Annotated in this window: 18 protein-coding genes; 5 read left to right on the forward strand and 13 right to left on the reverse strand. The window is 62.2% G+C overall.

The window, feature by feature from the left end:
- Positions 1–36 precede the first annotated feature (36 nt).
- The 6 genes from HWW83_RS20260 to HWW83_RS20285 are packed head-to-tail and all read right to left on the reverse strand — an operon-like array spanning position 37 to position 5,880.
- A complete protein-coding gene (locus HWW83_RS20260) occupies positions 37–882 on the reverse strand; it encodes a DMT family transporter (protein WP_033642846.1) in 846 nt (281 codons plus the stop codon).
- Entirely contained in the window at positions 879–2,186 is a 1,308-nt protein-coding gene (locus tag HWW83_RS20265; RefSeq protein WP_176589513.1) for an opine metallophore biosynthesis dehydrogenase, read from the reverse strand. The genes HWW83_RS20260 and HWW83_RS20265 overlap by 4 nt, the downstream gene beginning before the upstream one ends.
- Complete coding sequence (locus tag HWW83_RS20270; RefSeq protein ID WP_033642848.1) at positions 2,179–2,976, reverse strand: nicotianamine synthase family protein; 798 nt, start codon at positions 2,974–2,976, stop codon at positions 2,179–2,181. Before HWW83_RS20270 ends, HWW83_RS20265 begins: the two co-directional genes overlap by 8 nt.
- On the reverse strand, positions 2,964–3,749 hold the full coding sequence (locus tag HWW83_RS20275) for an ABC transporter ATP-binding protein (RefSeq protein WP_142002346.1): 786 nt from the start codon (positions 3,747–3,749) through the stop codon (positions 2,964–2,966). The genes HWW83_RS20270 and HWW83_RS20275 overlap by 13 nt, the downstream gene beginning before the upstream one ends.
- Complete coding sequence (locus HWW83_RS20280; RefSeq protein ID WP_033652483.1) at positions 3,746–4,786, reverse strand: FecCD family ABC transporter permease; 1,041 nt, start codon at positions 4,784–4,786, stop codon at positions 3,746–3,748. Before HWW83_RS20280 ends, HWW83_RS20275 begins: the two co-directional genes overlap by 4 nt.
- Positions 4,787–4,788: 2 nt before the next feature.
- Positions 4,789–5,880, reverse strand: coding sequence for an ABC transporter substrate-binding protein (locus HWW83_RS20285; protein WP_033642851.1), 1,092 nt, complete (start codon positions 5,878–5,880; stop codon positions 4,789–4,791).
- 368 nt (positions 5,881–6,248) lie between these two features.
- On the opposite strand from HWW83_RS20285, the gene htpX reads away from it, so the two are divergent.
- Together htpX and HWW83_RS20295 are read left to right on the forward strand one after the other, a co-directional pair.
- A complete protein-coding gene (gene htpX, locus HWW83_RS20290; RefSeq protein ID WP_033652481.1) occupies positions 6,249–7,127 on the forward strand; it encodes a protease HtpX in 879 nt (292 codons plus the stop codon).
- A 338-nt stretch (positions 7,128–7,465) separates the two neighbouring features.
- A complete protein-coding gene (locus HWW83_RS20295; protein WP_060660797.1) occupies positions 7,466–8,173 on the forward strand; it encodes a hypothetical protein in 708 nt (235 codons plus the stop codon).
- 104 nt (positions 8,174–8,277) lie between these two features.
- On the opposite strand, the gene HWW83_RS20300 is transcribed toward HWW83_RS20295, so the two are convergent.
- Entirely contained in the window at positions 8,278–9,672 is a 1,395-nt protein-coding gene (locus tag HWW83_RS20300) for an MFS transporter (protein ID WP_033642854.1), read from the reverse strand.
- Positions 9,673–9,902: 230 nt separating this feature from the next.
- Between HWW83_RS20300 and kdgR the strand changes: the two genes are divergently transcribed.
- Positions 9,903–10,694, forward strand: coding sequence for a DNA-binding transcriptional regulator KdgR (gene kdgR, locus HWW83_RS20305; RefSeq protein ID WP_033642855.1), 792 nt, complete (start codon positions 9,903–9,905; stop codon positions 10,692–10,694).
- A 45-nt stretch (positions 10,695–10,739) separates the two neighbouring features.
- Here kdgR and HWW83_RS20310 read toward each other — a convergent pair whose 3' ends face one another.
- From HWW83_RS20310 to phnR, 5 genes are all read right to left on the reverse strand, one after another.
- Complete coding sequence (locus HWW83_RS20310; protein WP_042784335.1) at positions 10,740–11,543, reverse strand: ABC transporter permease; 804 nt, start codon at positions 11,541–11,543, stop codon at positions 10,740–10,742.
- A gap of 2 nt (positions 11,544–11,545) precedes the next feature.
- Entirely contained in the window at positions 11,546–12,409 is an 864-nt protein-coding gene (gene phnU / locus HWW83_RS20315; protein ID WP_047576055.1) for a 2-aminoethylphosphonate ABC transporter permease subunit, read from the reverse strand.
- 1 nt (position 12,410) lies between these two features.
- Entirely contained in the window at positions 12,411–13,541 is a 1,131-nt protein-coding gene (phnT, locus tag HWW83_RS20320) for a 2-aminoethylphosphonate ABC transport system ATP-binding subunit PhnT (protein WP_405051636.1), read from the reverse strand.
- 2 nt (positions 13,542–13,543) lie between these two features.
- On the reverse strand, positions 13,544–14,554 hold the full coding sequence (locus tag HWW83_RS20325; RefSeq protein WP_176589515.1) for a 2-aminoethylphosphonate ABC transporter substrate-binding protein: 1,011 nt from the start codon (positions 14,552–14,554) through the stop codon (positions 13,544–13,546).
- A gap of 176 nt (positions 14,555–14,730) precedes the next feature.
- Positions 14,731–15,450 carry a phosphonate utilization transcriptional regulator PhnR gene (gene phnR, locus HWW83_RS20330; protein ID WP_033642859.1) on the reverse strand — a complete coding sequence of 240 codons (720 nt, stop codon included), beginning with the start codon at positions 15,448–15,450 and terminating at the stop codon, positions 14,731–14,733.
- Positions 15,451–15,604: 154 nt separating this feature from the next.
- Between phnR and phnW the strand changes: the two genes are divergently transcribed.
- Complete coding sequence (phnW, locus tag HWW83_RS20335) at positions 15,605–16,708, forward strand: 2-aminoethylphosphonate--pyruvate transaminase (protein ID WP_033640525.1); 1,104 nt, start codon at positions 15,605–15,607, stop codon at positions 16,706–16,708.
- A gap of 9 nt (positions 16,709–16,717) precedes the next feature.
- The gene (phnX, locus tag HWW83_RS20340; RefSeq protein ID WP_033640524.1) at positions 16,718–17,527 is read left to right on the forward strand and encodes a phosphonoacetaldehyde hydrolase; all 810 of its coding nucleotides are present in this window, start codon (positions 16,718–16,720) and stop codon (positions 17,525–17,527) included.
- Positions 17,528–17,590: 63 nt separating this feature from the next.
- Here the strand turns inward: phnX and HWW83_RS20345 are convergent, their stop codons facing one another.
- Complete coding sequence (locus HWW83_RS20345) at positions 17,591–18,982, reverse strand: L-cystine transporter (protein WP_172428004.1); 1,392 nt, start codon at positions 18,980–18,982, stop codon at positions 17,591–17,593.
- Positions 18,983–19,073: the final 91 nt, after the last annotated feature.

The raw sequence follows: 19,073 nt of genomic DNA on the forward strand, positions 1-19,073 counted from the left end.
CTCGGGTGCGTTTTTTTTGGTTGCGGCAAGCCCGGCTTAAGCCGGTTTCTTACGGTGACGCAGCCCGAGCTGAATGCAGGAAACCACCACCAGCAGACAGCCGAACAGCGACAGCAGCAGCGGGATCTCATGCCAGAACAGCCAACCCCAGGCGATGTTGAACACGATGCCGATATAGCGCACCACCGAGACCACGATCAGGTTATCGGAAGAGAAGGCCTGGGTTAAGACGACCTGCCCCAACAGCGACACCAGGGCGATGGCGAGCAGAATGGCGAACTGATAGGCGTTGGGCCAAACGAACGCGTTCCACATCAGCGGCAGCGAGATCAGCGTTGCGATGAACAGGAAGTAGAACACGATCTCGTAGTTGTGGTGGCGCTTGCTGAGTTTGTTGACCGACAGATAGGCGATCGAGGCGAACACCGCGCTCATCACGCCGACCAGCGACGCCAGGGTATAGGCCGAGAAGTGCCACGGCCGCACCAGCAGCACGGCGCCGATGATGACCATCGCCAGCCAAAACGCGGTGCAGGCGCTGACCCGTTCACGCAGCACCAGCAAGGAGAGCAAAATGGAGAAAAACGGCGACAGGTAGGCCAGCATGCTGGCGTCGGCCAGCGTTAGATGGGCGATGCTGTAAAAATAACAAATGAGATACAGCCCGCCCATGGTGCCGCGCAACACCAGCAGCGGCCGGTCTACGCGGCTGAAGGCGATGCGGTGGCGGTACATCAGCAGCAGAACCAGCACACAGCCGATGCTGCTGCGAAAGAACACGATTTCACCGGTGGGAATAGCATCGGAGATGGTTTTAACCAGCGCGTTCATGACGCTGAAAATCAATGAGGCAAAAATGGCCAGTAGCGCACCCTGATTCATGCTTGCCTCCGCCATTGTCGGTAAATGATGTCCGCCTGCTCGTCGCAGGTATCGTCCAGCAACGAACGATGGCAATGCTCGGCGCCGATCCGGGTGACGAAGTGCTGCAGCGCCTGCTGAAAGCGGGCCAACAGACGCTGGGCGGCGGGCATCTCGACGTCAAGCCGCTGCGCCAGCAAGACCAGGACGCGCAGTTTGCGCACGTCCTCTTGCGGCACGCGCGGCAGGCGCCAGCGCCCCTGGACATCCTGGAAGACGCGGGCGACCCTGACGGCGGAAAAATCATAGTAGCGACCCTGCGCGTCCGGCTCGGAATAGGGGTCGACCAGCAGCGCGGTATAACGCGTAAACAGCGCATAGCATTGCTCCGTCGGCGCGAGCTGCGGGAATTGGTCAATCCAGCGGCGGCTCACCATACGGGGCGGAACCGGGTAGTTGTCGTCATTCAAAAAGCGCAGCAGGTTAATGGCCTCGATGCCGAACCGGTTGAGCAACTGCTGGTAATCCTGCGAGAGCGCCAGCATGTCGGCGATCGCCTCGGGACAGATGGGGCCCTCGGGGTGGGTTTTATACAGGTACTGGATCGGCGCCTGCGGCTCGAATATCGCCTGCAGCGTGGTTTCGGCCAGCGCCAGCGGAGGATGAACATAATTGGTGATGCTGAAGCGCTCGGCGGCGAGCTGGCTGTTGCAGCGTTGGGCGTCAATGCCGTGACGCGCCAGCAGCGAGCAAAGCCAGTCGAGTTCGGCGCAGTCTGACCTTGTGCCTGCGCCGGCCAGATAAATTCGCTGCTTGAACGCCTTGGTGTAGGCGCGGTAAGGCTGTTCGGCGTTCTGGTATTTGGTGTCGGCGTAGTAGCTCGACAGGCTGATGACCTCGACGTGGGATTGCCCGGCCTCCTGCAGCAGGCTTTGCGCCATCAAGCCGGAGCCGATGGAGGGAGAGAGCAGGATCAGTGAGCGCAGTTGGGGCAACGCCGCCCATGGCACCTGTCGCAGCACGTCATGGTATTGATCGGCGGGGACGGCAAGGATCAGTCTGCGCCAGTCGCAGCCGACGAGCGCCAGATCATCGCAATAGCGGTCAATTGTCACCTGCGCATCGTCTTGGGTGCGCTGCGCCTTACCGGCGCCCGTCAGCCACAGGCTGGGCGTGTGCGCCAGATGTTGCTTCAGGCGGCGCCCTTTTTCGCTGGGACGGTTGTACAGGCCGATGCGCGCATTGCCCGCGGCCTTGATGTCCGCCGCCAGTTGGATCGCCGCCGGGCCGGCGCCGAGGATCAGGGTGGGAAAGGCATTATTCATGGCGGTGAGGCTCCAAAATCAACAGATCGTACAGCGGGGTGGTGAGCGGTTTACCGCTGACGCGCCAGGGCGAGCCGGCGGCCTGGTGGTGGTAAGGGCAGTTGAAGATCGACTTGAGGCCATTGCCATAGCGCACCAGCAATTTGCCGCACTGGGGCAGCAAAGGCCGCAGCGCCTTCAGCAAACCCTGCTTGTCCGCCACCAGGGAGGCGATGATGATGTGATCGATATCGTTGCGCGTCAGGCCGTTCAGCTTGTCGATGCAGGGCATCTGCTGCACCAGCCCCAGGTGGCGCGTGAGCCGGCGGGCAAAACGCTGGGCCGCCGGGTCGCAATCGTAGCAAATGACGGTGGCGGAGAGCCTGGCGACCAGCGCCAGCGCCGTGGTGGGCAATGCGCCGCTGCCCACCAGCAGCACCCGTTCGCCGGGTTTAATGTCGGCGGCCGCGATCTCCAGCTGCAGCGCGCGGTCGAAACTGTTCAGGTAGGCGTTGGTTTGCGCCGGTTCCCGGCACAGCGCCGAGACGCGATGCTTCTCGTAGTCGCACAACGCGGCGTTGGCCGTCGCCCGCAGTTGGGTGATCTGCGCCGTTATCAAACGGTCGTTTTCCAGCTTTTGACGATAGGCCTGCAGCTGCGGTTCGTCGTTAAAGGCCTGCAGGCGGCTGAAACGACGTTCCAGCAGGGAAAAATGGCGCCGATCTTGCCGGGCGGAACGGTGAAGCTGGTGAATTTCCTGTTGCAAGCCGGCGAGTTGCGCCAGCATGTCCGCCTTGGTCAGAGTGTACATGGGGATTCTCCGTGTGCGTGTAACAGCTGTGTCGGCAGCAGATAGGGGTAGCCCTGCGGGCTGACGCCGTTTTCGATGCCGACGCCAAATACGCGAGACACCATCGGATGTCCCATCATCTGATGGGTATCGCCGTGGCAAACGACGCGTCCGTGCGCGAGCAGCGTGAGTGAGTGGCAATAGCGCAGCGCCAATCCCAGATCGTGGATCACCAGCAGCGTGATGCAGCGGTGGCGCCGGCCGTAGTCGGCGATCTGATTGAGCACGCGCAGCTGGTGGTGGATATCCAGCGCGCTGGTGGGTTCGTCGAGCAAAATGATCTGCGGCTGAGAGACGAAGGCCTGAGCCAGCATCACCAACTGTCGCTGGCCGCCGCTGAGACGGTTGAAGGGGCGATCGGCGAGCGCGGAAATGCCGCATTCCGTAAGCGCCTGCTCGACCGCATCGGCCTGGGCGGCGCTGATGCGCCAGCTCAACTGGCGTACCTTGCCCAGCAGCACCATGTCAAAAGCGGTCAATGCCGAATCGCAGCGATTAAGCTGCGGCACATAGGCGATACGGCTGGTTTTCGGATCGAGAGGGCGCTCGCGGTAAGCGATCTCGCCGCTGCACGGCACCATGCGGTTAATCGCTTTCAGCAGCGTCGATTTGCCGGCGCCGTTGGGGCCGATGATGCCGCCGAGCTGCGCCTCCGGCCAGCTCAATGAAACGTCTGCCAATAGCGAGCGGCGATGCAGCGAGACGCCGACGCGGGTGAGGGTCAGTTGAGTCATGGGCGTTTAACCTGTCGAGTGACGAAGTAAAACAGCACCGGCACGCCGATCAGGGCGATAACGATGCCGATGGGCACCACGCCGTTCGGCATCACCAGCTTGGCGACGATCGAGGCGCACAGCAGCAGCAGGCTGCCGCAGAGGGCGGAAATGCAGATCAGGTAGCGCTGATCCTCACCCACCAGAAAGCGGGCGAAATGCGGGGCGATCAGCCCGACGAACCCGATGGTGCCGACAAACGAGACCGAGGCGGCCGTCAGCAAGGTCGCCAGCAGAAAGGCCAGCTTGCGCAAGGCGCTGACATTGATGCCCAGCCCCTGGGCCTGCTCTTCGCCGGCGGACAGCGCCGTCAGCCGCCAGGCGAGCCGCAGACTGACGAACAGCGCGCACAGCAACACGACGCCGGTGATCGCCACGCCGTGCATATTGGCTTTGAGCAGGCTGCCGAACAGCCAAAAGACAATTTGCTGCATGGCTTCCGGCGAGGCCAGAAACAGCAGCAGCGATTGCAGCGACTGAAAGAAAAACAGCACCACGATGCCGCTCAACACTAATATTTGCGGCGTCATGCCGCGGCGTTGTCCCAGCAGATAGACAGGCACGCAAGCCAACAGCGCCATCAGCGAAGCCAGCAGCGGCGTGCCCAGCGCCAACGCGCCGCCCAGGCTGAAGCCGGTGAGGATCGCCAGCGCCGCGCCGAACCCCGCCGCGGCAGAGATCCCCAGCGTATAGGGGCTGGCGAGGGGATTGGCCAGCACGGTCTGCATCAGCAGGCCCGCCAGCGCCAGGCTGGCGCCGACCACCAAGGCGGTGAGCGTCATCGGCAAGCGAATCGACCAGAAAACCGCCTGATGCAGTGCGTTGCCGGGGGCAGAGCCGGGCCAAAGCATCCGCACGATATCCGTGAGGCCAAGTTGCGCGGCGCCGACGGTGAGATCGATGGCGGTCGCCGCCAGCAGCGCGCCGAGCAGCGCCAGCGTCAATAGCCCGCGGCGCAGCCTGCGCCGTCGCAAAAACGCACGTCCTGTGTGGGCCATGGTTATTCTCCTTGCCAGCGTTGCAAGAAGATGCCGTCCGCCTCTATCGGCAAATATTGATGGTAGAACTGCGCCAGATTGCGCGCGGGATCAACATCGGCAAACGCGGCGGGATAGAGCGCTTTTGCCAGATACTGGACAAAGATAAAATCGTAAATCGTGCGCGCGCCGCCATGGTAAAGCGCATAAAGACGCTGATTTTTTACCGCCGGCAGTTGCGGCCATCCCGCCCGCCGGGCGTATTGCGTCAGGCGCGTCTGTAGGGGGGCTGCCTGCGTGCCGTAGCCCATCGGCACGGCGTTCGGCATGTTTTCCCAGTCGCCACCGGCGAGAAAAATCACCTCGGGCCGTCGGGTCAGGACATAGTCGGCGCGCAAGGGGGAAGGGCTGCCGACGACGCCGGCGGCGATATTGTCGGCGGCGGCCAGCTGCAGCAGCGGCCCCCAGATCGATGCGCCATAGCTGCTGCCGTACTCGCCGGGGCCCTTGTCCCCCAGCTCAATGTAGGTGACCGGCGGCGGCAGCTGCGCCTGGCGGATGCGCCGCCGGGTATCCTCGAGACTTTGGCGATATTCGTCGGCCAGCCGTTCCGCTCGCTCGGCGTGGCCCATCGCCTGGCCCATTAACCGGATGCTGGCGAGCTTGACTTCAACGCCCTGATTGAAGTCGACGACGATGTAAGGAATGTTGAGCTGTTGCAGCACCGGCAGGTAGTTGGCGAAGCCGTCGAGCTGCCACTTCGCCAGGATCAGCAGGTCTGGTCGCGTGGTCAGCAGGCGTTCAAAATCGAAGCTCTGGTTATAGAGCGAACCGACATCGACCAGTTGAGCGAGCCGTGGCAGCGCCGCCTGATAGCGCGTCCATTGGCTGGCGCGCAACGCCCAGTCGCTTTTGGAGAAGGCGACGACCTGTTGATAACTCTCCGGGCCGTTCACCGCCAGAAAATCTTCGTAGTAAAAGCCGATATAGGCGCGCTGTGCGGGGGCGGCCAGGGTAACCTGGCGTCCTTCAACGTCGGTGAGGTGAATTTCAGCGTGCGCGACCTGGCAGAAAAGCAGCCACGTCGCCAGCATCCAGACGATACGCGATAACATGATTGACATCCCTTTACGATTAATTGTGATGTTATAATGTAACAATTAATCGCGAGATTCAAACTTTCATCGCCGCTGAATCAGGCGGGGTATGATGAAACGCGCTGAGCGGATATTGGCCTATAAAGCGTGAGGATAACGGTTCTCGTTGTCATGGCGTGCGGGCAAAGAAATTTTTCTGCAAAATCCCTCCGCCTTGCGCAACAATCGTTTACAATTTGCCAAATCCCGGTCGCGCGTCGTTTTTGTAAAGTTTCGTATTTTTAGTAGGTTAATGGCGCGCAACTCTTGAAACTGTGACGAATGCCCATACGATCCAGGGTATCTGGACAGTGTTTTGTTAACATTTATGAGGAAGTAAACATTTTATGATGCGTATAGCTCTGTTCCTGCTCACCAACCTGGCGGTGATGTTGGTTTTCGGGCTGGTGCTCAGCCTGACAGGAATCCAATCCAGTAGCGTTCAGGGCCTGATGATCATGGCCGGTCTGTTCGGCTTCGGCGGCGCTTTCGTGTCGTTGCTGATGTCCAAATGGATGGCGCTGCGCTCCGTGGGCGGGGAAGTGATTGAACAGCCGCGTAACGAAACCGAAAACTGGCTGCTGGAAACGGTGCGCCGTCAATCGCAGCAGGCGGGCATCGCCATGCCGCAGGTCGCTATCTACCACGCGCCGGACATCAACGCCTTCGCCACCGGCGCACGGCGCGACGCTTCGCTGGTCGCCGTCAGCACCGGCCTGCTGCAGAGCATGAGCCGCGACGAAGCGGAAGCGGTTATCGCGCACGAAATCAGCCACGTCGCCAACGGCGATATGGTGACCATGACCCTGATCCAGGGGATCGTGAACACCTTCGTCATCTTCATTTCGCGCCTGATCGCACAGGTTGCCGCCGGCTTCCTGGGCAACCGCGACGGTGAAGGGGAAGGCAACGGCAACCCGATGATTTACTTCGCCGTGTCGATGGTGCTGGAACTGGTGTTCGGCATCCTGGCGAGCATCATCACCATGTGGTTCTCGCGTCACCGCGAATTCTATGCCGACGCCGGTTCCGCCAAACTGGTGGGCCGCGAGAAGATGATCGCCGCCTTGCAGCGTCTGAAAACCAGCTATGAACCGCAGGAAGCGGGCAGCATGATGGCGTTCTGCATCAACGGCAAATCCAAGTCGTTCAGCGAGCTGTTCATGTCGCACCCGCCGCTCGACAAGCGCATCGAAGCGCTGCGCACCGGTCAGTACCTGAAGTAATCGGCTGAATGAAATGAAAAACCCCGGCTTGCCGGGGTTTTTTTATGGCATGCCTGAACCGCTATTTCAGTGGCGGCGACGGATTCAGCAATGAAATTCGGCAATGAATGGGATGAGCGCTTCAGCGAAGTTTGCGGGCGTTAATGCCGTGCAGCAGCGCCCGAAGTCGCTGAAGCCCACCTGCAAACCGCGTCTTTCGGCCTCTCAGCCTGGGCTGGCGCGGTGCCAGATCACCCGGTGAGAGGGCAAGCCGCATCGGGCCCGGTCACGACCGCCTGTTTGGCTTTGGAAGCGTATGTTATATGCTTTGGCACAATGACATTTGTCCCTGAGGCCCTATGAAAATCAACCACCTTCCCTTACTCAACGGTGATGAGGTGTCGGCGCGCCTGGCCGCATTGGCTGGCGGTGTCGCCGATGCGGTTGCGGAATTGTTGAACCGGCATGATGACGATGATGAGCCACCGGTTATTCGCTGGCATTCAGGCGATCTGCGCCAGCCGGCGTTTTTCCCCGACGAGCACGACGGCCACGATTACGATTACCTGATCGTGGACGGCGATGTGATCGTGGAGAGATGCCTGGCGGTGTCACCGCAGCGAGAGGACGGCGGCATTGTCGTGCTGGGGCGGCTGCAGGCGGATACGCTGATTTGCTGGGGCGGGCTGGTCGTGCGTGACGATGTCCGCATACGCCATGCCTATTGCAGCTCAGGAAACGACGGCGCGTTCGTGGTGGGGGGAGACCTGACCGCGCTCACCCTGGTAGAAACGGGGGAGTTTATCCATGTTCATGGCGATCTCGACGCGCGATGTCTCGCTTCGTTGCAGAACTTCGTTCAGGTTGACGGAGAAACGCGCTGCGACTGCCGCATCGACAGCGCGCAGTCCGAAGATCTGATAAAGCGCATGTTCGCCCCCGGCCTGCTCAAGGCCTTCGAGGGGATGGATAACGACGGCCAACGCCTTGTTGGCTGGTATCCGGATGACGACGCCTATTTAGCCTGTTTACGACAAGGCCGCAGCCCGTTGAGGTGCGGCGACTGACGCCTGGCCTGCCATGCTCCCGGCACCGCACCCGACGCGGCCCGGCCGCCAGTGCTGGCCCCGTCGGTTTTACAATCGATGAGGGCTCGGCTCTTTTATGTGCGCTATTTCACCTCGCGGCTGGGCTGCGCCGTTTGCGTCGTCGGTTGAGTGATGCGCAGGCTGCTGACGGCCGCCGCCAGGGTGGCGAACACCCCAGCCAGGATCAGTGAAGCGTGGGTGCCGGAGGCCGGGAACAGGTTGAACATCAGCGCCACCAGGGCGGCTCCCGAGGTTTGTCCCAGCAGACGGGCAGTGCCCAGCATGCCGCTGGCGCCGCCGCTGCGGTTGCGCGGTGCGGCGGAGATGATGGTGTGGTTGTTGGGCGACTGGAACAGGCCGAAACCGGCGCCGCACAGCACCATGCGCCAGATGATGTCCATATTCGACGGCGCCGCGGGCAGCAGCGCCAGCGAGAACAGCCCGAGCGCGAACACCGCCAGCCCGATGCAGCCCAGCAGGCCGGCATGCACGCGTTCCACCAACCGGCCGGCGATCGGGGCCATCACCACGATCGCCAGCGGCCACGGCGTCAGCAGCAGCCCGGTCGCCACCTCGTCGCGGCCCAATGCGCTTTGCAAGAAGAACGGCAGCGACACCATCGCCAGCATTTGCGCGGCAAACGAGCAGATTGAGGTGCCCATCGACAGGGCGAAGATCGGAATGCGCAGCAGATCGACCGGCAGCAACGGAAATTCCTGGCGCAGCTGGCGGCGCACGAACAGCGCGCCAATCGCCAGCAGCGCGGCGATCTCGCTGAAGATCAGCGTCAGGCTCTGGCCCTGGGCGAAGCCGCTGATGGCGGTGATCAGCAGGCCGAAGGTCAGCGCATTCAGCACGGCGCTGGTGGGATCGAAACGGCGGTTATCGCTTTTTTGGCCGTTGGCCGGCAGGAATTTCATCCCCAGCAGCAGCGCGACGATGCCGATCGGCAGGTTGATGGCGAACAGCCATTGCCAGGACGCGACCGACAGGATAGCGGCCGCCACCGTCGGCCCGGCCGCCGAGGAGCAGGCGACGATCAGCGAGTTGATGCCCATGCCGCGGCCGAGAAAACGCTGCGGGTAGATGATGCGGATCAGCGCGGTGTTGACGCTCATGATGGCGGCGGCGCCAAAGCCCTGCAGCACGCGGGCGATGGTCAGGGTGAGCAGCGAGTCGGACAGGGCGCAGAACAGTGAGGTGATGCTGAACACCAGCAATCCAGCCTGATAGATGCGGCGATAGCCGACCAGATCGCCGAGCGACGCCAGCGACAGCAAAGAGACGGTGATCGCCAGTTGATAGGCGTTAACCACCCAGATGGAACTGGCCGGACTGGCGTTGAGATCGCGCGCGATGGTGGGCAGCGCCACGTTGGCTATCGCGCCGTCGAGCACGGATACGGTAATGCCGAGGGCGATGGCGAGGATCGCCCCATAGCGTTGCGGGACGGGGAGGCCGTCGGAACAAGGACGCATGCAGGTCTCAGCGGTATTTATTCAGGAGAGTATTATCATGCTAATCATATTCGCCTGCGATTGCATGCCCCTTGTCCGCTTAATTGTAAACGGCGGTGAGCGGCAGGCGGTTATTCATTTGGCTTCAATCGCTTAGCCTTCAGCTGCGTTGCGCGTCGCGATCTGTTCCGATTATACTGAAACCCTTGTTTAAATTTCCTGAAACAAAACCGTTAAGTAGGGTATTCGCCATGGCTAACGCAGATTCAGACAAGCAACCGGATGCCGTCTCATCCGTGATGAAAGTGTTCGGCATTTTGCAGGCGCTCGGCGATGAGCGCGAGATAGGCATTACCGAACTGTCCCAGCGGGTGATGATGTCTAAAAGCACCGTCTACCGGTTTCTGCAGACCATGAAAGCGCTGGGTTACGTTTCACAGGAGGGCGAGACGGAAAAGTATGCGCTGACGCTCAAGCTGTTCGAACTGGGCGCCAAATCGTTGCAGAACGTCGATCTGATCCGTAGCGCCGACGTGCAGATGCGCGAGCTGTCGAATCATACCCGTGAAACCATCCACCTCGGCGCCCTGGACGAGGATGGCATCGTCTACATCCATAAGATCGACGCGATGTACAACCTGCGCATGTATTCGCGCATCGGCCGCCGCAACCCGCTGCACAGCACCGCCATCGGCAAGGTGCTGCTGGCCTGGCGCGAGCGGGATGAGGTGGCGCAGATCCTGTCGCAGATTGAATTTACCCGCAGCACCGAGCATACCCTGACCAGCGCCGCCGAACTGTTGCCGGTGCTGGATCGGGTGCGTGCGCAGGGATACGGCGAAGATGCCGAAGAGCAAGAAGCGGGGATCCGCTGCATCGCGGTACCGGTTTTTGACAGGTTCGGGGTGGCGATCGCCGGGCTGAGCATCTCTTTCCCGACGCTGCGCTTTTCCGAAGCGGCGCGGGAGGAGTATGTGGCGTTGCTGCACGTCGCCGCCCGACGCATTTCCGAACAGCAGGGCTATCACGACTACCCGTTCTGACCTGCGTTTCGATGAGCAAGGCGCCGCCATGACGGCGCCTTGCTGTTATTTTGCGCCGGGCGTCAGCCGCTGAGAAATCCGCTCCAGCACCAACATCAGCAACAGCGTGGCCGCCACCAGGATCATGGTCAGCGTTGCGCCATTGGCGATGCTGCCGCGATCGGTCAGGCTGAAGATCGTGACTGGCAGCGTCGCCCAGCTCGGCGGGTAGATCATCATGGTCGCGCCCAGCTCCCCCATCGACAGCGACAGGCTGAGCGCGAAGGCGGAGATCATGTAGGGGGCGATCATCGGCAGGGTGACGTGGCGCAGGCGAAACAGCGGCGAAGCGCCCAGGCTGGCGGCGACGTTCTCGTAGTCGTCAGGCAGCCGGGTCAGCCCGGCCATGACGTTGCCGAAGGTAAAGGCGGAAATCAGCACGAAGTGGGCGGCGGGCACGATCAGGAAGGTGCCGTTCATCTGCAGCGGCCCCTGGCTGAACGCCACCAGCATCCCCAAACCGATAGAGACCGAAGGCACCGCGCTGGGAATGAAAAACAGCGTGCCCAGCAGCCGTCGGCCGCGTTCAGGCACGTGGCGCAGCGCCAACGCCGCCCAGGTGCCGCACAACAACGCGAACAGGCTGGCGCTGAAACCGATAGCCAGACTGGCGATCAGTGCGTCCCAGGAGGCGCCGCTGAACGCCTGGCGGAAGTGGCTGAGGGTGAAGCCGCTCGGCAGCACGCCGCTCCACTGTTCACTGAGGCTGGACATCAGGATCACCGCCAGCGGCAGGCAGAAGAACAGGGCGAACAGCGTGACCGCCAGTGTGCAGGTCAGGGTGCGTCCGGTGCGAGACCAAATCAACATCGTCAGTTCCTCAGCCCGGCGCGCGCCGCGGCGTAGCGGTAAAGGGAGAACAGCCCGAGCGACAGCGCGATATTCACGACGGCGATCGCGCAGGCGACGGCGTAGTCCGATTCCAAAATCGCTTTGGCGTAGACCATCATCGGCAGCGTGGTGACGCCCTTGGCGCCGATAAACAGCACGATGCCGAACTCATTGGTGGTCAACAACAAACACAGGCTGCCGCCGGCCAGCAAGGCCGGCAGCGCGGCCGGTAAAATCACCTGGCGCACCACCCGTCCCGGCCGGGCGCCGAGGATGCTGGCGGCCTCGAGCTGGCTGCGGTCGATCTGCGACAGCGCCGCCATCAGCGGGCGCATCACCAGCGGGGTAAACACGGTGATTTCCGCCAGGATCACCCCCCAGATGGAGTAAAGAAAATCCACCGGCGGCAAGGTGAAACCAAAGGTCGCCATCAGCGTGCCGTTCAGCAGGCCGGCGGAACCGTAGATGAACGTGAAGGCCAGCGTGATGAGGAAGGTCGGCATGGCGATAAAGGTATCGATCACCCGGGCGATCAGACGGCTGCCGGGGAACGGCGTGAACACCAGCAACAGCGACAGCAGGGTGCCGAGCACCAGGCAGCCCAGCGTCGCCAGCAGCGCGATCTGCAGCGTGTTGAGCAGGGCGCCGACAAAGCGGCGTGATTCGAACGCCTGCTGCAGCGCAGCGGCGCTGAACAGCCCTTGGTCGTCGGTAAATGCCTGTTTGACGATCAACGCCAGCGGGTAGAAAAACAGCGTCGCCAGCGCCAGCAGCGGCAACAGGATCCACAGGCGGCGCGACAAACGCAGCCGCTGGGCCGGGCGAGTAAGCGTAGAGTCGGTCATGTCAGTCCTCGATCAGTACCGCATCGTCGGGGGCGAAATAGAGCGGCACCCGTTCGCCGATCTGCGGCATCCGGCTGCGATGGGTGGTGACCACGCGCAGCGGGTGGCCTTGCGCGTCGAACTGCAGGTGCGTCAGTTCACCCTGCCAATGAATATCGCGTAGCGTGCCGATAAGGCAGTTGCTGCGCTGAGCGTCGGCATCGAGCGCAATATGCTGCGGCCGGATGCACAGCAGCTTGTCGAAGCCGCGTTGTGCGCCGTAGGTGAAACAGCCGATCACTTTGCCGGCGCAGCTGACGGTGGTCATGCCTTGCCCGGTGGTGGTCTCCAGCGCGGTGGCCGGCAGCAGGTTGGCGCGGCCGAGAAACTCGGCGGCGAAGCGGTTCGTCGGATGGTGGTACAACGCGCGGGTTTCGCCGTGGGCGATCAGGTGGCCGTCGCGCATGATGCCGATCTTGTCCGCCAGCGTCAGCGCTTCGCCCTGATCGTGGGTGACGTACAGGATGGTCAGATCCGGCAGCTCGCGGTGCAGGCGGGCGATCTCTTCCACCATGCTGTGGCGGATTTGCGCGTCCAGCGCCGACAGCGGTTCATCCAGCAACAGCACTTTGGGGCGCACCGCAATGGCGCGGGCGATCGCCACCCGCTGTTGCTGGCCGCCGGAAAGCTGGCTGGGATAGCGCCTGGCGTAGGCGGACATGCCGACGATGGCCAACGCTTCTTCGACGCGCTCGGCGGTCAGGCCGCGCGGCTTGCCCTGGGCGCGCAGGCCGAACGCCACATTGTCTTCGACGCGCATATGCGGAAACAGCGCATAGTTCTGCACCACCATGCCCAGGCCGCGTTCATAGGGCGGCACGTCGGTGACATCGATATCGCCGATGGCGATGCGTCCGGCGGACGGCTGCACGAAACCGGCAATCGCTCGCAGTACGGTGGTTTTGCCCGAGCCGGAGGGGCCGATCAGCGCCAGCACTTCGCCGGGCGCGATGGTGAGCGTCAGGGGTTTCAGCACTTCGGTGCCGCGGTACGACACGCTGACGCGGTCAAGCTGAATGCCCGACGGCCCGGCGATGTCCCGGCTGTTATCCCGCGCCGAGGCGCGGGAAGAGAGTGTAGAAGGCATCGTCAGCGTCATTCTGTCACCTGGTGCCAGCGGGAAATGTCGGCGGACAGGCTGCTCACCACCTGATTCCAGTCCGGCGCCCAGATATCCACGCCCTGCAGCGCAGCCTGCGACTGCCTGAAGTTATCGTCGGTCGGGGTCACGTCTTTACGCACCGGCATGCCGTAGGAAATGGCGCTGACGCTGCTCTGCGCTTCTTTGCTCAGCAGGAAGTCGATCAGCTTTTTGCCATTGGCGCTTTGCGGCGCGCCTTGCACCAGGCCGATGTAGTAAGGCAGCACCAGCGTGCTGCGCTTGCCGTCCGGCCCGGCCGGCCAGAACACCTTCACGTTCGGGTTGCTGCGCATCTGCGCCAGGTTCATCTGCAGATCGCCGTTGGCCACCAGCAGCTCCCCTTTATTGACCAGCGCGGTCAGCTTGCCGGTGGAGGCGGAAGGGCCGACGTTGTTGCTTTGCAGCTTGCCGAGGTAGTCGAAACCGGCGTCTTTGCCGCCGAAGCTGTGGAACGCCTGCAGCATCACCGCAGTGCCGTCGCCCGCCTGGCCCGGCGTGGAGTACTGCAGCTTATTGCGGAACTGCGCGTCCAGCAGCTGTTGGTAGCTGGCGGGCGCCTGCGGCAGCAGTTTGGCGTTATAGATGAAGCTCAGGTAGTTGTTCACCAGCGGCACGAACTGCGGCTGGGCGTCGGCGATCTGCGCCGCATCCTGCGGGGTGAAATCCTGCAGCAGTTTTTCCGCGGCGGCGCGCTGGATGAACGGCGGCAGCGTCACCAGCACGTCGGCCTGCGGGTTGCTGCGCTCCTTCGACAGGCGTTCCACGATGGCGCCGGAGCCGCCTTCGACGTACTGCACCTTGACGCCGGTCGCCTTGGTGAAGGCGTCGAACTGGGTTTGATACCAGCTGTGATCGCCGTCGTGCAGACCATCGGCGGAGTAGACGGTCACCACCGCGTCGGCGGCCCAGGCCGGCGCGGCGCCGAGTGCGATGGCGGTCATCACGACCAGACGAGAGAATTTCATAGCTTCAGCCTCACTGTTACGGGTTAATGCGAACTGGTATACACCAGATATGCGGCCACGCTAATCGGCGAATATGACAAACAAATGAAATCAGCAAAATATCATTGCCGGAAACGGGGAGGACGACGCGGGAGAGAAAGGCGGGCCTGCGTGCGCAGGCCCCGTTGGGCAGGGGGTTAAAGCGTATCGACTTCGATGCGCAGGCTGTCGTGGCGCCAGTATTCGATATCGAAATCGAGAATGCGGCCGTGCTGATCGTAATTCAACCGGCGCAGCAGCAACGCGGGCAGGCCGACCATGGCGCCGAGCGCGTTGGCGGCGCGATAAGGCAGGGCGGTCGGGTAGAACGACAGGTGCATGTTGCTGTAAATCAAATCGTAATGCTGTTGATAAACCTCGGTCAGGCTGCCGTTGAGATCGTGACTGAGCAGTGCCGGCACCCGCTGCGGCAGGCAGTGGTTCTCGCAATAGCAGATGGCGCGGCCGTCGGCATACCGCACGCGGCGCAGCAGATACACCTGATCGAACGGTTCGAGCGCCAGCGGCTGCATCACGTCGAGCGGCACCGTGGTTTTTTCGCCGGACAGCAGTGCGGTGCGCGGCGTGCGCCCTTGCTCCTGACAGAGACGGTGGAAGTTGGTGTTCTGCGTCGGATCCAGCCACAGCCGTTCCGGCGTGACGAACCAGCCGCGGCGATCGGCGCGGTAGATGGCGCCGGTGGCTTCCAATTGCGCCAGGCTTTCGCGAATGGTGACGCGGGTGGTGGAGAAGATGGCGCACAGCTCGCGCTCCGAAGGCAGCTTATCGCCGGCCTGCAGCGCGCCGCGGGTGATGCGCGCCTGAAGCTGATCCTTGATCTGCAGGTAGTGAGGCATATCGCCCTGATGTTCTTTCATTTCGTCTCGCTATGGCATCGGCCCGACATTCCGGCACGCGCTTATTATACATAGCCAGATGAATTTTTTGTTTCACCGCGCTTTGTCGTTTGACCGAGGCAGGAATTTGCCGCCACAATGCGCACAATCTGGTATAGACCAATAGGTGAATAACATGTCCGATCGTAACTACCTGCTGTTGACCCCCGGCCCGTTGACCACGTCGAAAACGGTGAAAGAGGCGATGCTGTATGACAGCTGCACCTGGGATGAAGATTACAACCTCGGCGTGGTGCAGCGCATTCGCCAACGGTTGGTGGCGCTGGCGACGCCGTCCGCCGGTTATACCTCGGTGCTGCTGCAAGGCAGCGGCAGCTTCGCGGTAGAGGGCGTGCTGGGCACGGTCATCGGCCCGCAGGACAAGCTGCTGATCGTCAATAACGGCGCCTACGGGGCGCGGATGATCGAAATGGCGCGGCTGATGGATATCGACCACCACGCTTTCGACTGCGGTGAGGTGAATGAACCGGATGTGACGGCGATGGAGGCGGTGCTGAAAAGCGATGCGCGCATCAGCCATATCGCCATGGTGCACTGTGAAACCACCACCGGCATGCTCAACCCGCTGCAGAAGGTTGCCGGTCTGGCGGCGCGCAACGGCAAGACCTTTATCGTCGACGCCATGAGCAGCTTCGGCGGCATTCCGTTGGATGTGGACGCGCTGGGCATCGATTTTCTGATCAGCTCCGCCAACAAATGCATTCAAGGCGTGCCGGGCTTCGCTTTTGTCATCGCCCGCCGCAGCGAGCTGGAGAAATGCGCCGGCCGCTCACGCTCGCTGTCGCTGGATCTGTATGCCCAGTGGCGTTGTATGGAGGATCAGGCCGGCAAATGGCGCTTTACGTCGCCCACTCACACCGTGCTGGCCTTCGCGCAGGCGCTGAAAGAGCTGGAACAAGAGGGCGGCATTGCCGCGCGCCACCACCGCTATCAGACTAATCAGCGTCGGCTGGTGGCGGGCATGCGCGAGCTGGGCTTTGAAACCCTGCTGGACGATGCGTTGCATTCGCCGATCATCACCGCGTTCTATTCGCCGAAGGCCGACACTTACCGCTTCGCCGAGTTTTATCAGCGCCTGAAGCAGCAAGGTTTCGTGATTTATCCCGGCAAAGTGTCGCAGAGCGACTGCTTCCGCATCGGCAACATCGGGGAAATTTATCCGCAGGATATCGAACGTTTGCTGGCGGCCGTCGGGCAGGCGATGTACTGGAATCAATAAGGATTGACCATGAAACAGATCAACGCAGTGATCCTCGACTGGGCCGGCACCACGGTGGACTTTGGCTCCTTTGCGCCGACGCAGATTTTCGTCGAGGCGTTCAAACACACCTTCGATATCGATATTAGCCTGGCGGAAGCGCGCATTCCGATGGGCCTCGGCAAATGGCAGCACATCGAGGCGCTGGGCAAACTGCCGGCGGTCGACGCGCGTTGGCGACAGAAGCTGGGCCGCTCGATGAGCCATCAAGACATCGACGCGCTGTATCAGGCGTTTATGCCGCTGCAAATCGCCAAAGTGATCGACTTCGCCGATCCCATTGAGGGCGTGCCGCAGGTGATTGCCGGGCTGCGCGAACAGGGCATTAAAATCGGCTCCTGCTCCGGTTATCCGCGCGCGGTGATGGAGGTGCTGGCGCCGGCCGCCGCGCAGCGCGGTTACGCGCCGGATTACTGGGTCGCCACTGACGATCTCGCGGCCGGCGGGCGGCCGGGGCCGTGGATGGCGTTGCAGAACGTCATCGTGCTGGGCATCGATGCGGTGGCGCACTGCGTGAAGGTGGATGACGCGGTGCCGGGCATTGCCGAAGGGCTGAACGCCGGGATGTGGAGCGTCGGGCTGGCGCTGTCCGGCAACGAGTTCGGCGCTACCTGGTCGGAGTACCGTCAAATGGCGGCGGGGGAAATAGCGCAGCGCCGCACGGCGGCCGCCGATAAGCTGTACGCGGCGGGCGCGCATTATGTGATAGACACGCTGGCGCAATTACCGGATGTGATCGCCGATATCAACCGGCGGCTGGCGAACGGCGAGCGGCCGTAACGACCGAAAGCGGGGCATAAAAAAACCGGGGATAATCCCCGGTTTTTTTGTTCTGAGACGGCGTTAGCGGTGAGCCAGTTCGACTTCGTCTTCGCTGTCCATCACGGCTTTGTCGGTTTGCTTCATCAGCTGGCTGGTGATGGTGCCTGCCGCCATCGAGCCGTTGACATTCAGCGCGGTGCGGCCCATGTCGATCAACGGTTCGACCGAGATCAGCAGCGCGACCAGCGTCACCGGCAGGCCCATCGCCGGCAGCACGATCAGCGCGGCGAAGGTGGCGCCGCCGCCCACGCCCGCCACACCGGCGGAGCTGATGGTGACGATGCCGACCAGGGTGGCGATCCACACCGGATCCAGCGGGTTGATGCCGACGGTCGGCGCAACCATCACCGCCAGCATCGCCGGGTAGAGGCCCGCACAGCCATTCTGGCCAATGGTGGCGCCGAACGACGCCGAGAAGCTGGCGATGGATTCCGGCACGCCCAGACGACGGGTCTGCGCTTCCACGTTCAATGGAATGCTGGCGGCGCTGGAGCGGCTGGTGAAGGCGAAGGTGATCACCGGCCACACCTTGCGGAAGAACTTCATCGGGTTCACGCCGGTGAAGGCCAGCAGGATGGCATGTACCACGAACATGATGGCCAGGCCGATGTAGGAGGCCACCACGAAGCTGCCGAGCTTGACGATGTCGTGAATGTTGGAACCGGCGACCACTTTGGTCATCAGCGCCAGCACGCCATACGGCGTCAGCTTCATGACCAGACGCACCAGCTTCATCACCCAGGCCTGCAGGGTGTCGATAGCCACCAACACGCGCTCGCCTTTCGGCTTGTCGTCTTTCAGCAGCTGCAGCGCCGCCACGCCGAGGAAGGTGGCGAAAATCACCACGCTAATGATCGACGTCGGGCTGGCGCCGGTCAGATCGGCGAACGGGTTTTTCGGGATGAACGACAGCACCATCTGCGGCACGGTCAGGTCGGCCAGTTTGCCCACGTAGTTGGTCTGGATCGCCGTCAGGCGCGCGCTTTCCTGCGCGCCCTGCACCAGGCCTTCGGCGGTCAGGCCGAACAGGTTGGTGACCAGCACGCCCACCAGCGCGGAGATCAGCGTGGTGAACAGCAGCGTGCCGATAGTCAGTACGCTGATTTTGCCCAGAGAAGAGGCGTTATGCAGCTTGGCCACCGCGCTCAGGATCGAGGCGAACACCAGCGGCATGACGATCATTTGCAGCAGTTGCACATAGCCGTTGCCGACGATGTTGAACCAGCTGATGGATTCTTTCAGTACCGGGTTGTCGGAGCCGTACACCAGCTGCAGGCCCAGACCGAACACCACGCCGACCACCAGGCCGACCAGCACTTTTTTCGCCAGGCTCCATTGCTTGTGGCGGGTTTGCGCCAGCAGCAAAAGGAGCGCGACAAACACCAGCACGTTAATCACGAGCGGAAGATTCATCCCCAATGTCTCCAATAATCTTTCTTATAAAAACGACAACGCATCACGTATGTCGCGATGTAAATATCGTAACAGTTTGCCGAGTGGCCCA

Origin of the sequence: Serratia ureilytica, from assembly GCF_013375155.1 — a bacterium.
In the GTDB taxonomy this organism is placed as follows: domain Bacteria; phylum Pseudomonadota; class Gammaproteobacteria; order Enterobacterales; family Enterobacteriaceae; genus Serratia; species Serratia ureilytica.

What these genes read in the sequence shown, in the direction of transcription:
- HWW83_RS20260 (WP_033642846.1), bottom strand. Translation starts at nt 882, where the DNA reads ATGAATCAGGGTGCGCTACTGGCCATTTTTGCCTCATTGATTTTCAGC.
- HWW83_RS20265 (WP_176589513.1), bottom strand. Translation starts at nt 2,186, where the DNA reads ATGAATAATGCCTTTCCCACCCTGATCCTCGGCGCCGGCCCGGCGGCG.
- HWW83_RS20270 (WP_033642848.1), bottom strand. Translation starts at nt 2,976, where the DNA reads ATGTACACTCTGACCAAGGCGGACATGCTGGCGCAACTCGCCGGCTTG.
- HWW83_RS20275 (WP_142002346.1), bottom strand. Translation starts at nt 3,749, where the DNA reads ATGACTCAACTGACCCTCACCCGCGTCGGCGTCTCGCTGCATCGCCGC.
- HWW83_RS20280 (WP_033652483.1), bottom strand. Translation starts at nt 4,786, where the DNA reads ATGGCCCACACAGGACGTGCGTTTTTGCGACGGCGCAGGCTGCGCCGC.
- HWW83_RS20285 (WP_033642851.1), bottom strand. Translation starts at nt 5,880, where the DNA reads ATGTTATCGCGTATCGTCTGGATGCTGGCGACGTGGCTGCTTTTCTGC.
- htpX (WP_033652481.1), top strand. Translation starts at nt 6,249, where the DNA reads ATGATGCGTATAGCTCTGTTCCTGCTCACCAACCTGGCGGTGATGTTG.
- HWW83_RS20295 (WP_060660797.1), top strand. Translation starts at nt 7,466, where the DNA reads ATGAAAATCAACCACCTTCCCTTACTCAACGGTGATGAGGTGTCGGCG.
- HWW83_RS20300 (WP_033642854.1), bottom strand. Translation starts at nt 9,672, where the DNA reads ATGCGTCCTTGTTCCGACGGCCTCCCCGTCCCGCAACGCTATGGGGCG.
- kdgR (WP_033642855.1), top strand. Translation starts at nt 9,903, where the DNA reads ATGGCTAACGCAGATTCAGACAAGCAACCGGATGCCGTCTCATCCGTG.
- HWW83_RS20310 (WP_042784335.1), bottom strand. Translation starts at nt 11,543, where the DNA reads ATGTTGATTTGGTCTCGCACCGGACGCACCCTGACCTGCACACTGGCG.
- phnU (WP_047576055.1), bottom strand. Translation starts at nt 12,409, where the DNA reads ATGACCGACTCTACGCTTACTCGCCCGGCCCAGCGGCTGCGTTTGTCG.
- HWW83_RS20325 (WP_176589515.1), bottom strand. Translation starts at nt 14,554, where the DNA reads ATGAAATTCTCTCGTCTGGTCGTGATGACCGCCATCGCACTCGGCGCC.
- phnR (WP_033642859.1), bottom strand. Translation starts at nt 15,450, where the DNA reads ATGAAAGAACATCAGGGCGATATGCCTCACTACCTGCAGATCAAGGAT.
- phnW (WP_033640525.1), top strand. Translation starts at nt 15,605, where the DNA reads ATGTCCGATCGTAACTACCTGCTGTTGACCCCCGGCCCGTTGACCACG.
- phnX (WP_033640524.1), top strand. Translation starts at nt 16,718, where the DNA reads ATGAAACAGATCAACGCAGTGATCCTCGACTGGGCCGGCACCACGGTG.
- HWW83_RS20345 (WP_172428004.1), bottom strand. Translation starts at nt 18,982, where the DNA reads ATGAATCTTCCGCTCGTGATTAACGTGCTGGTGTTTGTCGCGCTCCTT.